The sequence below is a fragment of the Streptomyces olivaceoviridis genome (assembly GCF_014650115.1).
GTDB lineage: Bacteria > Actinomycetota > Actinomycetes > Streptomycetales > Streptomycetaceae > Streptomyces > Streptomyces olivaceoviridis.
Map to the genome: position 1 here is coordinate 135,026 of NZ_BMUI01000007.1, position 13,856 is coordinate 148,881.

Consider the following 13,856-nt stretch of genomic DNA (forward strand, 5'->3'; position numbering starts at 1 on the left):
ACTTCGGACACTCGACGGGGGCGGGGGCCAGGTGCCGGACGTACGGCGGATCGCGGAACGGTACGAGCTGCTGGAGCGCTTCAGCCACGGCGGGATGGGGGACGTCTGGCGCGGCTACGACGCCGTGCTGGACCGGCCGGTCGCCGTGAAGCTGATCCGGCCGCAGGCCGTGACGTCGCCGCACATGGCTCAGGAGCTGGAGAAGCGGTTCCGCCGGGAGGCGAGGATCACCGCGCGGATCCGGCACCCGGGCGTGCCACAGGTGTACGACGCGGTGCTCGGGGAGTCGTACGAGCAGCTGTTCCTGGTGATGGAACTGGTCGACGGCGTGCCGCTGACCGCGTACGTGCACCCGGACCGGCCGCTCCCGGTCAGCTGGGCGGTGGCCGTGGCGGCGCAGGTGGCGACCGTGCTGTCGTACGCGCACGACGTGCCGGTGGTGCACCGCGACCTCAAGCCGGGCAACGTCCTCGTCGCCCGGGACGGCACGGTGAAGGTGCTGGACTTCGGCATCGCGGCGATCCTGCGGACGGACGTCACCAAGCTGACCTCGACGGGCAGCCCCCTCGGGACGCACCAGTACATGGCCCCGGAACAGGTGCGCGGCGGACGGGTCACGCCCCGCACCGACCTGTACGCACTGGGCTGTGTGCTGCACGAACTGCTCTGCGGACGGCCGCTGTTCGCCGGGAACAGCGAGTTCCAGCTGATGACGCAGCACGTCAACGCGGCGCCCACGCCCCTGCGGCAGCTCCGTGTCGACGTACCGGAAGCCTTGGAGGAGCTGGTCCTGGACCTGCTCCGCAAGGCGCCCGAGGCGCGTCCGGCGGATGTGCAGGAAGTGTACGAGCGGCTGCGACCCTTCCTGCCCGCGCCGGGAGAGGAGCCGGCGTCCGAGGAGGCGGGGCCCGCCGGGGCGCCCGATCCGACCGGGATCTTCCGCCGCCCCTACGCCCCCCGTTCCCGCGCCGGCACCGGGAGCGTGCGGCCCGGTGCCGCCGCCGCGCCCGACGCGCCGCCGGTCGTACCCGCGGCCGAGCGGGAGGCGCTGCGGGAGCAGATCCGCGAAGTCCACGAGCACTACCTCGCCCTGATGGAGGAGGAGCGGTACGCACAGGCCGCCGAGGTGGTGGACGAGCTGATCGGGCCGGCCGCCCGCGCCCTCGGCTCGGACAACAAGGCGGTGCTGCGGCTGCGCTCGTGGCGGGCGGTCAGCCGTCAGCTGGCGGGGGACCACCGGGCCGCGCTGCCCGAGTTCGAGGCGCTCGCCGACGCCTTCGCCCGGGTCAGCGGACCGAGCAGCGAGGACGCGCTGAACAGCCGCGCCCAGGCGGCCCGCTGCCGCGGCGAACTCGGCCAGGTGACCGAGGCGCTGGCCGGACTGAACGATGTCCTCGACGTCGTCCGCGCCGTCGACGGCGACGTGAGCGAGGACGCGGTGGAACTGCGCCGCGACATCGGCATGCTGCTGCTCGCGCAGGGCCGGACGCGGGACGCCTTCGACGTCCTGGACCCCCTGCACGCGGACCTGTGCCTGGTGTTCGGCCCGGACGACGAACTGACCACCGAAGTGGCCGAGACCCTGGCCGTGATCCGTCTGGATCTCGATGGCGGTTCCCGTTCAACCCTTTGACCTGGCCTTCTCCCGCACGACAGCCCGCGCGGCCTCTAAGATTCCCGCATGCCGCAGCTCGCCTTCGACATCGGCTTCTTCGCCGAGCTCCCCAAGCTTCAGCCCCCGGTCAGGAAGGGCGTGCTGGACGCCTGGGAGAAGTTCGGCCGGCTCACCCTCGACCAGCTCTTCAAGGACCCGGGGCTGAAGCTGGAGAGCCTGACGAACGCGCGGGACAGGCAGATCCGGACCATCCGCATCGACCAGTTCTGGCGCGGTGTGGTCCTCGCCCCGGCCTCCGGGGACACCTTCGTCCTGCTGCGGGTCATGCAGCACGACAAGGCCATCGCCTGGGCGAAGAAGCAGAGGTCCAGCATCAACGAGGTGACGCGGGCCGTCGAGATCCGGGACGCGGCGACCCTGGACGAGCTCACGCCGGCGTACGAGCGGGTGGCCGAGACCTCGCCGAAGGAGCGGCTGTTCGGGAAGTTCTCCGACGGGGACCTGAAGGCGCTCGGCATCGACGACGAGACGCTGCGGCAGGCCCGGTCGCTCGTCGACCAGGAGCAGCTTGAGGTCTTCGCGCCGCTGCTGCCGCAGGACCAGCGCGAGGTGCTCCAGTACCTCGCCGCGGGCTGCACGGTGGAGGAGGTCTGGCAGGACATCGTGGCGCCCGCGCTCCAGGCGTCGGCACGGCCGGTGGACACCCGGGACTTCGAGACGGCGATCCGGCACAGCCGGACCCGCATCGCGCTGGTCACGGCGTCCGAGGAGCTGCGGGACATCCTGGAGAAGCCGTTCGCGGCCTGGCGGGTCTTCCTGCACCCCTCCCAGCGGAAGGTGGCCTACCGGGCGTCCTACGCGGGGCCCGCCCAGGTCACCGGCGGGCCGGGCACCGGCAAGACCGTCGTCGCGCTGCACCGGGTCAAGCACCTGCTCGGGTACCTGCGCGACGGCGACCGCATCCTGCTCACCACCTACACCAACGCCCTCGTCAACGCGCTCCGTTCGGGCCTGGACTCCCTGGTGGACGACCCGGGGCTGCGGGAGCGTGTGGACATCTCGACGGTGGACGGCCTCGCCGGCCGTGTCGTGGCCGAGGCGCCGGGCGCGGTGACGCTGCGGCCACTGCCGGACAACGAGGAGGAGAGCCGCTGGGGCGAGGCCGCCGAGGCGACCGGCTTCACCGGCAGCGCGCGGTTCCTCGCCCAGGAGTACCGGCACGTCGTCCTGGCCCAGGACATCAGGACCCTGGCCGCGTACCAGGCGGCGGACCGGCGGGGCCGCGGGAGCCGGCTCGCGGCGGCCGAGCGGCCGTTGGTCTGGCGGACGGTCGAGCGTTTCACCGCCGGCCTCGCGGCGGACGGGTGCCGCACCTGGCTCCAGACGTGCGCGGAGGCGGCGCGGCTGCTGGCGGAGAAGGGGCCGCGGTACCGGCACGTCGTGGTGGACGAGGCGCAGGACCTGCACCCGGTGCAGTGGCGGCTGCTGCGCGCCGCCGTCCCCGCCCGTCCGGACGACCTGTTCATCGCGGGCGACCCGCACCAGCGCATCTACGACTCCAAGGTGTCCCTCAAGTCGCTCGGGATCAAGGTGACCGGGCGGTCGGTGAAGCTGCGCAAGAACTACCGCAGCACGCAGGAGATCCTGCGCTGGTCCACGGCACTGCTGATCGGCCGCCCGATCGCCCAGCTGGAGGACGAGAACCGCAACGAGACCCTGCTCGGCTACCGTTCCGCCCTCCACGGCGAGGGGCCCACCGTGCACGCGGCGGAGTCGGAGGAGGCCGAACTGGACGCGCTCGTCGCCCGGGTGCGGGCGTGGCTGGACGCGGGTGTCGGCGCCGGGGAGATCGGGATCAGTGCCCGCTTCAACAAGACGTGCGCGAAAGCGGTGGCGCGCCTGAGGGACGCCGGTGTCCCGGCCGCCACCCTGCGCACCGCCACCGGGGACGCGCCGACCGTGCGGGTCGGCACCATGCACTCGTTCAAGGGCCTGGAGTTCCGCTGTGTCGCGGTCATCGGCGCCCACGACGACGCGCTGCCGTTCCCGAGGGCGGTCACCCCGCCGGAGGTGGACGCCCAGCAGCACGAGACGGACCTGATGTCCGAACGCTGTCTGCTCTTCGTCGCCTGCACCCGGGCCCGCGACAGCCTGTACGTGTCCTGGTCGGGCAAGTCCAGCCGGTTCCTGACGGAGGCGGGCGTGCGCAGCTGACCCTGGGCCGCGTCCTGCCCGGCGGGATCGGCGCGACCGCGTCCTGGGTGTGTCCGGTCAGCCCTTCTGCTCCACCCGCACCCAGTCGATCTCGGCCTGCACTCCCCCGCCCGCGATCCTGTCGACGCTGGACTGCGGCAGGCCCCAGTAGGGGGTGGTGACCTTGTTCCAGCCGGCCGGGTAGGCGCCGCCGAGGGCGAGGTTCAGGATGACGTACTGGTTGTGGTCGTAGACCCACTGGCCCCGGGTGGACTCCAGCTTGTCGCGGGTCGTCTCCTGGACCAGGCGGTCGTCGACGGAGAACCGCAGTGCCGTCGGGGTCCACTCGACCGCGTAGGTGTGCCACTGGTCGGCCGTGCCGCCGCCCGGGTACGTCTGGCGGGCGCCGATGTTGCCGTCGGCCGAGTAGCCGGGGCCGTGCAGGGCCGTGCTGGTCCAGTCGGGGTAGCCGATGTTCTCCATGATGTCGGTCTCGCCGGAGGCCGGCCAGGAGACGGAGGGGTCGTCGACGTTGCTGCCGAGCAGCCAGAACGCGGGCCAGAACCCGTCGCCGACGGGCAGTTTCATCCGGGCGCTGACCTTGCCGTAGGTGAAGTCGACGTGGGTGTGGGTGTCGACGCGGCCGGAGGTGAAGTCGTAGGTGCCGCCGCCCGCCCGGGTGCATCCCTTGCAGTACTTCGCCCGCAGGATCAGCTCCCCGTTCTCGGTGCGGATGGTGTCCGGGGAGTCGACGTACGCCTGGGACTCTCCGTTGACCGGGCCCATCTCGGTGCCGGTGCGCACCACCCGCCACTTCGAGCGGTCGAGAGAGGCGCTCGTGAAGTCGTCGAAGAAGGTGGTGCGGTACGTGCCCGGCTGGTCGGCGGGCAGGGCCGGGTAGGCGGCGGAGGCGCTGCCGCCGGTGCCCCAGACCTGGAACTCGTACAGCGAGTAGCCGAACTGGGCCGTGGCGGGGGCCGGGTTGTAGAAGGAGCGGCGCTCCGTGCCGAGCATGCGGACGTAGCGGCCGGTGACCGGTGCGGGGAGGGTGATGGTGTCGTGCAGGCCCACGGCCTCGGACGGGGACTTCACGTTCGCGCGGCGGGCGGCCACGTCGGCGGCGGAGGGCTGGTACACCGTGCGCCAGGTGCGGTTGTCGTCGGAGACCTGGAGCTGGTAGTCGACGGCGTAGGCCGCCTCCCAGTAGAGGTCGACGGAGGAGACGACCGACGGGGCGCCCAGGTCCACCGAGACCCAGCGGTCCGCGTTCCAGTCGCTGGACCAGCGCGTCGCGTCGTCCTTGAGGTTGGCGGGCCAGCCGCCGTCGGTGACGAACGCGGGCGAGTTCCCGGCGTGCTGGTAGTGGTTCGAGTACGCCGGGTGGTTCAGGGCGAGGTTGGTGCGGGTGGTCGACGCGGGTGCGGGCTCGCCGCCGTAGACCTTGAAGTTCCACAGGGAGTAGCCGTACGGCGTGGCGCGTTCGAGGCCGCGCAGTCGGACGTAGCGGCCGGTGACCTCCTGGGGGTAGGTGTGCGCGGTGACCGAGCCGCCGGTGCCCGCGGTCTCGGTGTAGAAGGGTGTCCAGTCGGTGCCGTTCCGGGACACCTCCAGCACGTAGCGCTTGCCGTAGGCGGCCTCCCAGTCGAGGACGACGCGGTCGACGCGGATCACCGAGCCGAGGTCGACGCGGATCCAGGCGTCGTCGGTGAAGTCGCTGGACCAGCGGGTGGCGCCGTTGCCGTCGAAGGCGAGGCCGGGCGCGGTGCCGGCGTTCTCGCTGCCGGAGGCGGTGACGGCCGCGGGGTTCACCGCGTAGGCGGTGGCCGCGCGGTCGGTGTCCCAGCCGGCGGCGAGGGGGGCCGCGGCGGCGGGGCCGGCCAGGAGCGGACCGGAGCAGAGCAGGGCCGTGGCGGCCAGGGCGGCGAGCAGGGTGCGGGGGATGCGGCTGGGCATGCGGCTCTCCTTGTGGGGTGGAGGTGCGCTTCCTGATCTATGTCAAGTACATGACAGCCATAGGGGTGCGGGGCGGGCCGGTGGACACGAACTCCCCGGTCGTGTCCACCGGCCGTCCGGGCCGGGCTCAGGCGGCCCGGCGTGTCTGGCCGCGGTGGACGCGGACGATGTCCGCGTACCGGCGACCGCTGCCCTTGATCGTGCGGACCTGGGTGCGGTAGTCGACGTGGACCAGGCCGAACCGCTTGTCGTAGCCGTACGCCCACTCGAAGTTGTCCAGCAGCGACCAGGCGAAGTAGCCGGCCAGCGGGGCGCCCTTGCGGACGGCGGAGGCGCAGGCGGCGAGGTGGCGCTCCAGGTAGTCCTGGCGCTCGGGGTCGTCGACGCTGCCGTCGGGGCGGACCACGTCCGGGTAGGCGGAGCCGTTCTCGGTGACGTAGATCTTCCGGGCGCCGTACTCCTCGGTGAGCCTCAGCAGCAGCGTCTCGATGCCGGACGCGTCGATCTCCCAGTCCATGCCGGTGCGCGGGACGCCCTCGCGACGGACGGAACGGACGTACGGAGCGGGCCCCTCGGGGTCGTCGGCGACGTACGCCGGGAAGTAGTAGTTCAGGCCGAGCCAGTCGAGCGGGGCGGCGATGGTGGCCAGGTCGGCGTCGTCCACCGGGAGTTCGACGCCGTAGGTCTCCACCATGTCGGCGGGGAAGCCGCGGCCGTGCACCGGGTCGAGCCACCAGCGGTTGACATGGCCGTCGTGCCGGCGGGCCGCCGCCAGGTCCTCGGGGCGGTCGGTGACCGGGTGCACGGTGGAGAGGTTGTTGACGATGCCGACCTGCGCGCCGGGGGCGGCGGCGCGGATCGCCTGGGTGGCGAGACCGTGGCCGAGGAGCAGGTGGCAGGAGGCGCGGACGGCGGCGGTGAGGTCGGTCCAGCCCGGCGCCATCGTGCCTTCGAGGTGGCCGATCCAGGCCGAGCAGGACGGCTCGTTGAGAGTGGCCCAGAGCTTGACGCGGTCGCCGAGGCGTTCGGCGACGACGGAGGCGTACTCGGCGAACGCCAGGGCGGTGTCCCGCTCCGGCCAGCCGCCGCGGTCCTGGAGCACCTGCGGCAGGTCCCAGTGGTAGAGCGTGACGGACGGGGTGATGCCCGCCTCCAGCAGCGCGTCCACCAACTCGTCGTAGAAGGCCAGTCCCTTGGGGTTCGCCGGGCCGGTGCCCCCCGGGACCACCCGCGGCCAGGCCACGGACAACCGGTAGGCGTCGACGCCGAGTTGCCGCATCAGGCCGATGTCCTCGCGCCAGCGGTGGTAGTGGTCACAGGCGACGTCGCCGTTGTCCCCGTTCACGATCTTCCCCGGGGTGTGGGAGAAGGTGTCCCAGATCGAGGGCGAGCGGCCGTCCTCGGCGACGGCCCCCTCGATCTGGTACGCCGCTGTGGCCGTGCCCCACAGGAAGTCGTGCGGGAGGGCGGCGAGGTCGATGGGTTCGGACACGGAAGTCCCTTCGGGATCAGGGGTGTGGGTCACTTGACGGCTCCCGCCGTCAGACCCGCGACGAGATAGCGCTGCAACAGCAGGAAGCCGGCCACCACGGGCACGCTGACGACCAGCGAGGCGGCCATGATCTGGTTCCAGTAGACGTCGTAGAGCGTGGAGTAGCCCTGGAGGCCGACGGCGAGGGTGCGGGTGGTGTCGTTGGTCATGACCGAGGCGAAGAGCACCTCTCCCCAGGCGGTCATGAAGGCGTAGACGGCGACCGCGACGATGCCCGGGATCGCGGCCGGCACCACGATCCGGAACAACGCGCCGAACGGGCCGCAGCCGTCCACGAGCGCCGCCTCGTCCAGGTCGCGCGGCACCGAGTCGAAGTAGCCGATCAGCATCCAGATGGAGAACGGGAGCGAGAAGGTGAGGTAGGTCAGGATCAGCCCGCCGCGGGAGCCGAACAGGGCGATGCCGGTGGCGTTGCCGATGTTGACGTAGATCAGGAAGAGCGGGAGCAGGAACAGGATGCCCGGGAGCATCTGCGTGGACAGCACGGTGACCGTGAAGACGCGCTTGCCGCGGAAGTCGTAGCGGCTGACGGCGTAGGCCGCGAACACGGCGATGACCACCGAGCAGACGGTCGCCGCGCCCGCCACGATCAGCGAGTTCACGAAGTACTTCGCGAGCGGCACGGTCGACCAGATGTCGATGTACGGCCGGATGGTCAGCTCGCTGGGCAGCCAGCGGAATCTGCCGGTGACGTCGGCGAGCGGCTTCAGCGAGCTGGAGATCATCACGTACACCGGGACCAGCACGAACCCGGCGAGCAGGGTGAGGAACACCCGGCGCGACCACAGGAACGAACGCGGGGGCGCCATCGGCGAGTCGCGCTGCGCCGTGAGCGACGTGTCACGCATCGGAAGCCCTCCGTCCGCGCGAGGTCAGCAGCAGGTACCCGCCCGTCACGACGAGCAGGAACAGCAGCAGCAGGACGGACATGGCCGAGCCGGTGCCGAAGTTCCAGGAGACGAAGGAGGACTGGTAGATGTGCACCGAGATGAGGTCGGCGGCCTCGGGAGCGGCCTTGCCGAACAGCACGTACGGCGTGTTGAAGTCGTTGAACGTCCACAGGAACAGCACCAGGACCAGCACCTGGTTGACCGGGCGCAGCGACGGCAGGGTGATGCGGCGGATCTGCTGCCACATCCCGGCGCCGTCCAGCGCCGCGGCCTCGTACAGCTCCCGGGGGATGTTCTGGAGTCCGGCCGTCACGATGAGGAACGCGAACGGCCAGCCCTTCCACACGGACACGGTGAGCAGGGCGTAGAAGCTGTTGTCGCCGATGAGCCAGAAGGACGGCTTGTCGGTGAGGTGCAGCTGGTCGTGCAGCACGTGGTTCACCAGGCCGTTGTCGTGCTGGAACATGAACACCCAGGTGATGACGGCCGCGTAGACGGGCAGCGCGTACGGCACCAGGAACAGGGCGCGCAGCAGGCCGCGCCCCCGGAAGGTGTCCTGCATGTACACGGCGGCGGCCGTGCCGATCAGCCAGCACAGGCCGACCGACAGCAGGGTGAAGCCGACGGTGATGCCGAAGGACTGGAGCAGCGCCTTGCCGACGGGGGCGTCGAAGTCCACCGACACCTTGTAGTTGTCGAAGCCGTTCCAGGGGGCGGTGCCCCAGTCGCGGATGTAGAACTGGGTCAGCTGCTTGAAGCTCATCACGATGCCGATCGCCATCGGCACCAGGTGGACGAGGAGTTCGAGGAGCAGGGCGGGCAGCAGGAGCAGGTACGGCAGGGTGACGCGTCTGATCCGCCCGGGGCGGCGGCGGGGTTCGCGCGCCGCGCCGGGGGAGGTCTCGCGCACCGGTTGCTTCAGTGCGGTGGTCGTCATGGTGGTCAGGCCGCCGGCATCTGCTGCTGGGCCTTCTCCAGCTTGGCCTTGACCGAGTCGGTGGTCACGGCGCGTCCGGCGGCGGCGTCGGCGAACAGCTCCTTGACGGCCGTACCGACCGCCGTCTCGAACTGCGACTCGGCCGGCACCTGCGGCAGCGCGGCGGCGCTCTTGGCGAGGGTGTCCCGCAGCACGGCGGTGTCCGGCGCGTTGAACGCCTGATCGCCCTGGGCGGCCTTGACCGGCGGGATGGAGGTGTAGGCCGTGTTCAGGATCTTCTGCTCGGCGTCGGAGGTCATGAACTTCACGAACTTCGTGGCGCCGTCGAGGTTGTGCGTGTTCTTGAAGACGGCGATGTTGATGCCCATGACCGCCGAGTTGACCTGGGTGCCGGCACCGGGCGTCCCGGAGATCACCGGCACCGGCGCGACGCCGTAGGCGTCCTGGCTCATGCCCTGGGACTTGAGGTTGGAGGCGGCGGACTGCCACAGCAGCATCGCCTGCTTGCCCTTGGCGAAGTCGCTGACGGACTGGTTCTGCGCGTACTCGGCGTCGCCGGCCGGGATGACCTGGTCCTTGGCCATCAGGTCGACGTAGCTCTTCACCGCCTCGACGACCTTGGGGTTGGTGAAGTCGGGCTTGCCGTCGGCGGTGAAGAAGTCGGCGCCGTGCTGCTTGGCGAAGACGAAGACGTGGTGGATGTTCTCCGACAGGTTCGCGCCCTCGGCGCCGAGCACGGACTTGCCCTTGGCCTTGATCTTCTTGCCGTCGGCGATGAGCTCGTCCCAGGTGGCCGGGGGCTTGCTGATCCCGGCGTCGGCGAAGATCTTCTTGTTGTAGTAGAGGGCGTACGCCATCGAGTACAGGGGCACGGCGGCCGGGTCCTTGCCCTGGACGCCGGTCGAGCCGAGAGCCGTGTCGGAGAACCGCTCCTTGCCGCCTATCTTGGCGAAGTTCTTCTCGTCCCACGACAGCAGCCCGCCGGTCGCCTGGAGGGAGGCGCTCCAGGTGTTGCCGATGTTCAGCACGTCCGGGCCCTGGCCGGAGGTGGTCGCGGTCAGGATCCGGTTGAGCAGATCCGACCAGGGCACGACCTCCAGCTTCACCTTGATGCCGGTCTGCTTCTCGAACTTGTCGAGCTCGGGCTGGAGCACCTGCTTGTCCACGGCGACACTGGCGCCCTGGTTTGAGGCCCAGTACGTCAGCGTCTTGGGTGAGTCGTTCGACCCGCCGCCGGTGGACGATCCGCCTCCGCAGGCCGTGGCCGCGAGGGCGAGAGACAGGGTGACGGCGCCTACGGCCGCGGCTCGGATCCTGCGCATGGCTCCCGGGTCCCTTCAGGGATTGCACTCATGACTTAATTTAGGACGTGAGTTAATCCGCCGAAGAGGCGATCGTCAAGGGATTCGACAAGCGCGACCGAGTGGCGTGACCGAAACGTTGGACCGGCGGCGCTGTCGCGGTCGGTACGGCCGCCCACCCCGGTTCTCCGAGCCGCCGGCGAGCGTGACGCGCGGGCCGGTCATCGGGCGCCCGGGGGCGAGCGCGCCCGACGCGGCAGGATCCACGAACGGGCTTCCCGGCGCGCGCTGCTGGCATACGCTCACACCCAACCCGCCCAGGCGAAGGGATCGTTGTGCGTCGACTGACGAAGATGTGGAGGGCAGTCCTCGCGGGCGTCCTCCTCCCCGCAACCGTTCTGATTCTCTCCAGCCCGGCCCACGCCGCCGTCACGGTCACCACCTCGGCCGTCTTCAACGACCCGTCAGGCACCACCGCCGACCAGAACCGGATCCGCGATTACATCGTCAGCCTGGTCGACGCCACCCCGGCCGGGGAGTCGATCACGGCGGCGGCCTACACGTTCACCGACGGCACGGCCGCCCAGGCGCTGGTCAACGCGAAGGCGCGGGGCGTCAAGGTCCGCGTCATCGTGGACCACACCACCGTCACCATGACCGGGGGCGAGTACACCACCCTGGCCAACGGCCTGGGCACCGACCGCACCCAGTCGTCGTGGGTGATGGCCTGCCCCAGCGCGCGCGGCTGCATCGGGGACCGGGAGCTCACCTCCGGCGACCCGGCGATCAACCACAACAAGTTCTGGCTGTTCTCCAACGTGGGCGGCGCGAGCAACGTGGTGGTGCAGACCTCGCACAACATGACCACCTCACAGCGCACCACCTACTTCAACAACGCCGTGACGATCCCGGATTCCGGCCTGTACGGCATCTACCAGTCGTACTTCTCGGACCTGCTGTCCTACGGATCCTCCTCGTCGGGCTCCGACACCTACTACAAGACCCCCACCAGCGCCACCGGCCCGTACAAGGCGTACTTCTTCCCCCGTCACGAGGCGTCCGGCACGTCGTGGAACAACGACGCGAGCACCGACACCGTCAAGCTGATCCTCGACAACGTCAGTTGTTCCTCAGGCACCCAGATCCGCGTGGGCATGAACCTCTTCAGCCGTGACGAGGTCGCCCAGAAGCTGGTCAGCCTGGTGAACTCGGGGTGCTCGGTCTACCTGGCGGCCGACGGCGCACCGGGTTCCATGAGCCAGGCGGTGACGGACACCCTCTACGGCAAGCTGACCAAGCGGGTGGAGTGCTACGAGAACAGCCCCGACGGCACCTACAAGATCGGGGTGCACTCCAAGTACCTGCTGATCCAGGGAACGTACGACGGGGTCGCCAACCGCAAGCTGGTGTGGACCGGAAGCCACAACTACACCTACTCCGCGCTGCGGGCCAACGACGAGGCGCTGCTGAAGATCGACAACCCGGCGATCTACGACCAGTTCAAGGCCAACCACGACACGCTGATGAGCTACTGCGCCGGGAGCTGAACCGGTCCAGCCGGCCTCCACCGGAAACACAGCGAGGACCGCGACCGTCAGGTCGAGGTCCTCGCATCCGTACCGCTACGGTGAGTGTCCGAGGGGGGACTTGAACTCTCCACTCGGGCACCAGCCCATTAGCTAGCTGACCTGCGGGAACACGCCCCACGAGCCGCCTTCGAGGCTGTGGAGGTTGGTCATGCTCACCTGCCGTTTCTGCCTGTTCCTGGCCGCTGTTGGTCATGCGTTGGTCACGTGGCCAACCCGCTCTGAGCAGCGGAAAGCCCCGCCGTGCGCCACAGTCCCACACGTAGTCTTGCGCCATGAGTGGACAGACGATTGATGACTACGCGATCTACTTCCAGGTCGTACCGCGAAGCCACGTTGGTGCTCTTGACTCACCGGGCGGCCAGTTCGTTGGCGGCACCTTGGAGCAGGCACGGGCATTCGCAACCCTCGCACTATCGTGGCCGGGTGTCGGCACGGCACTCATCGAGCCGTGGACTATCAAGGGCAACCGACACTTCTTGAGCGAGCGCCATGACGCGGACGGCGCGGTCAGCCACTATGCCAGCCGTGAGGACGGCGGAAGCGGGGAGTGGAGGCCGGGACCGCTGCCCTCCACGGTCCTTGATCGTCTCGGGGATACTGCCCGGCTTTGAAACTTCCCGTCCTCCCTGGCCGGGGGCGCATGAAAACTCCCGCCCTGCGCCAGGGGGCTGTAGGCCCCCGCTCCGGGGGACCGCTTCGAGAGTTTCGGCAGAGACCAGTAGCTCAGGTGATCCGGCCCCCTCCCTGCACGGGAGCCGGATCCCACAGGTGATGATGTAGTGCTACTGAGAGACCTGCTTCGCAGCCTCGATGAACCGGCTCCAGGAAGCCGGATTGAGACTCAGGTGACCAAATTCCCGATGCTTGGTGTCTCGCACCATGACCCGAGAGGGGTCGTTGTCTGCGACTTCGACGCAGCTATCGGATTTCGTGTAGGAACTCGTGCGCCAATTCGGGTTCATGGCCAAGGTCCCGCCTCCTAATCGGTCGGCATCCTGTCGTAGTGATGGATTGCAGCGAAAATGAGGTCTCGTACAGCGGCTCCGTAGACCGCTGACTGTTTCAACAGGGCGAACGCTTTAGCGTACAGCTCGATTTCGCGTGGCTGCGTGACGGAAAACTCTGCCGAGAAGGTCTCAACTAGGACGAGTTTGTCATCGAACATCGAGAATGAGTTACCAGGCCAGATACGCAGGGGTGCAGACTTAGGGACGATGCCCAGGCTCAGCCTGGCCAGCCCCATGACCGACAACAAGCGGTCCAGTTGCCCCTTCATCACCTCCTTTCCTCCAAAGTTGCTGTACAGCGCCTGCTCGCCGAGCAAGACGTTAAAGATTCGATCTCCTCGGTACAGGTACTGCTGACGTTCAAGCCGCTTAGCCGTGGCGGCTTCGGTGTCGTCAGGAATCTCGTAATAGTTGACGACCTGCTTGAAGGTCTCTGCGGCGTACTCGGACGTTTGGAGCGTCCCCCATACGAGCGTCGGATGCCAGATTCGAAATACCTTAGTTTTTGAGTAGACCGGTATCGCGGCCTGCTGTCTCTTCTCTGCCCCAGTCGCCAACTGCCGGCGCCACTCAAGCCAGAGCTCGTCAATGTGCCGGACCGTGGCAATCAAGTCTTCGATCTGCTCGGATCTGTTGGTCGTTGTGCACCAGACGCGGATGTCGTCCTCGCTGGCATTCTGCTTCCCGTTCTCGATCCGAGAGACCTTGGACTCCTGCCATCCTGTGGCCAGCGCGAATGCCCGGCCGCTCGCGAAGCCCGCATCCTTGCGGAACCCGCGAAGCCGGGCACCCAACGCCTCTCGTGCTTGGTTGCTCACT

Annotated in this window: 11 protein-coding genes; 4 read left to right on the forward strand and 7 right to left on the reverse strand. The window is 69.1% G+C overall.

Features of this window, described 5'->3' with window-relative positions; translation table 11 throughout:
• Positions 1-31 precede the first annotated feature (31 nt).
• Both IE273_RS15850 and IE273_RS15855 read left to right on the forward strand, forming a co-directional pair.
• Complete coding sequence (locus IE273_RS15850) at positions 32-1,633, forward strand: serine/threonine-protein kinase (protein WP_189815820.1); 1,602 nt, start codon at positions 32-34, stop codon at positions 1,631-1,633.
• 48 nt (positions 1,634-1,681) lie between these two features.
• The gene (locus tag IE273_RS15855) at positions 1,682-3,829 is read left to right on the forward strand and encodes a UvrD-helicase domain-containing protein (RefSeq protein ID WP_189815821.1); all 2,148 of its coding nucleotides are present in this window, start codon (positions 1,682-1,684) and stop codon (positions 3,827-3,829) included.
• A 57-nt stretch (positions 3,830-3,886) separates the two neighbouring features.
• On the opposite strand, the gene IE273_RS15860 is transcribed toward IE273_RS15855, so the two are convergent.
• The 5 genes from IE273_RS15860 to IE273_RS15880 form a co-directional block, all read right to left on the reverse strand.
• Positions 3,887-5,761, reverse strand: coding sequence for a discoidin domain-containing protein (locus tag IE273_RS15860; RefSeq protein ID WP_189815822.1), 1,875 nt, complete (start codon positions 5,759-5,761; stop codon positions 3,887-3,889).
• A 127-nt stretch (positions 5,762-5,888) separates the two neighbouring features.
• Entirely contained in the window at positions 5,889-7,253 is a 1,365-nt protein-coding gene (locus IE273_RS15865; RefSeq protein ID WP_189815823.1) for a GH1 family beta-glucosidase, read from the reverse strand.
• A 29-nt stretch (positions 7,254-7,282) separates the two neighbouring features.
• Complete coding sequence (locus tag IE273_RS15870; RefSeq protein WP_189816021.1) at positions 7,283-8,122, reverse strand: carbohydrate ABC transporter permease; 840 nt, start codon at positions 8,120-8,122, stop codon at positions 7,283-7,285.
• A gap of 31 nt (positions 8,123-8,153) precedes the next feature.
• Positions 8,154-9,140 carry a carbohydrate ABC transporter permease gene (locus IE273_RS15875; RefSeq protein ID WP_189815824.1) on the reverse strand — a complete coding sequence of 329 codons (987 nt, stop codon included), beginning with the start codon at positions 9,138-9,140 and terminating at the stop codon, positions 8,154-8,156.
• A gap of 5 nt (positions 9,141-9,145) precedes the next feature.
• Positions 9,146-10,462 carry an ABC transporter substrate-binding protein gene (locus tag IE273_RS15880; protein ID WP_189815825.1) on the reverse strand — a complete coding sequence of 439 codons (1,317 nt, stop codon included), beginning with the start codon at positions 10,460-10,462 and terminating at the stop codon, positions 9,146-9,148.
• 332 nt (positions 10,463-10,794) lie between these two features.
• On the opposite strand from IE273_RS15880, the gene IE273_RS15885 reads away from it, so the two are divergent.
• Both IE273_RS15885 and IE273_RS15890 read left to right on the forward strand, forming a co-directional pair.
• Positions 10,795-11,988: a phospholipase D-like domain-containing protein gene (locus IE273_RS15885; protein WP_229887242.1), complete on the forward strand. Its 1,194-nt coding sequence runs from the start codon at positions 10,795-10,797 to the stop codon at positions 11,986-11,988.
• Positions 11,989-12,302: 314 nt separating this feature from the next.
• Positions 12,303-12,641: a hypothetical protein gene (locus IE273_RS15890; protein WP_189815827.1), complete on the forward strand. Its 339-nt coding sequence runs from the start codon at positions 12,303-12,305 to the stop codon at positions 12,639-12,641.
• Positions 12,642-12,812: 171 nt separating this feature from the next.
• Here the strand turns inward: IE273_RS15890 and IE273_RS15895 are convergent, their stop codons facing one another.
• Together IE273_RS15895 and IE273_RS15900 are read right to left on the reverse strand one after the other, a co-directional pair.
• Positions 12,813-12,992 (reverse strand): DUF397 domain-containing protein, encoded by a 180-nt coding sequence (locus IE273_RS15895; RefSeq protein ID WP_189816022.1) that lies wholly within the window; start codon positions 12,990-12,992, stop codon positions 12,813-12,815.
• A gap of 17 nt (positions 12,993-13,009) precedes the next feature.
• Positions 13,010-13,855 carry a helix-turn-helix domain-containing protein gene (locus IE273_RS15900; RefSeq protein ID WP_189815828.1) on the reverse strand — a complete coding sequence of 282 codons (846 nt, stop codon included), beginning with the start codon at positions 13,853-13,855 and terminating at the stop codon, positions 13,010-13,012.
• Position 13,856 lies beyond the last annotated feature (1 nt).

Excerpts from the sequence above, each read along its gene's own strand:
- IE273_RS15890 (WP_189815827.1), top strand. The coding sequence starts at position 12,303 with ATGAGTGGACAGACGATTGATGACTACGCGATCTACTTCCAGGTCGTA.
- IE273_RS15855 (WP_189815821.1), top strand. The coding sequence starts at position 1,682 with ATGCCGCAGCTCGCCTTCGACATCGGCTTCTTCGCCGAGCTCCCCAAG.
- IE273_RS15880 (WP_189815825.1), bottom strand. The coding sequence starts at position 10,462 with ATGCGCAGGATCCGAGCCGCGGCCGTAGGCGCCGTCACCCTGTCTCTC.
- IE273_RS15875 (WP_189815824.1), bottom strand. The coding sequence starts at position 9,140 with ATGACGACCACCGCACTGAAGCAACCGGTGCGCGAGACCTCCCCCGGC.
- IE273_RS15895 (WP_189816022.1), bottom strand. The coding sequence starts at position 12,992 with ATGAACCCGAATTGGCGCACGAGTTCCTACACGAAATCCGATAGCTGC.
- IE273_RS15885 (WP_229887242.1), top strand. The coding sequence starts at position 10,795 with ATGTGGAGGGCAGTCCTCGCGGGCGTCCTCCTCCCCGCAACCGTTCTG.
- IE273_RS15870 (WP_189816021.1), bottom strand. The coding sequence starts at position 8,122 with ATGGCGCCCCCGCGTTCGTTCCTGTGGTCGCGCCGGGTGTTCCTCACC.
- IE273_RS15860 (WP_189815822.1), bottom strand. The coding sequence starts at position 5,761 with ATGCCCAGCCGCATCCCCCGCACCCTGCTCGCCGCCCTGGCCGCCACG.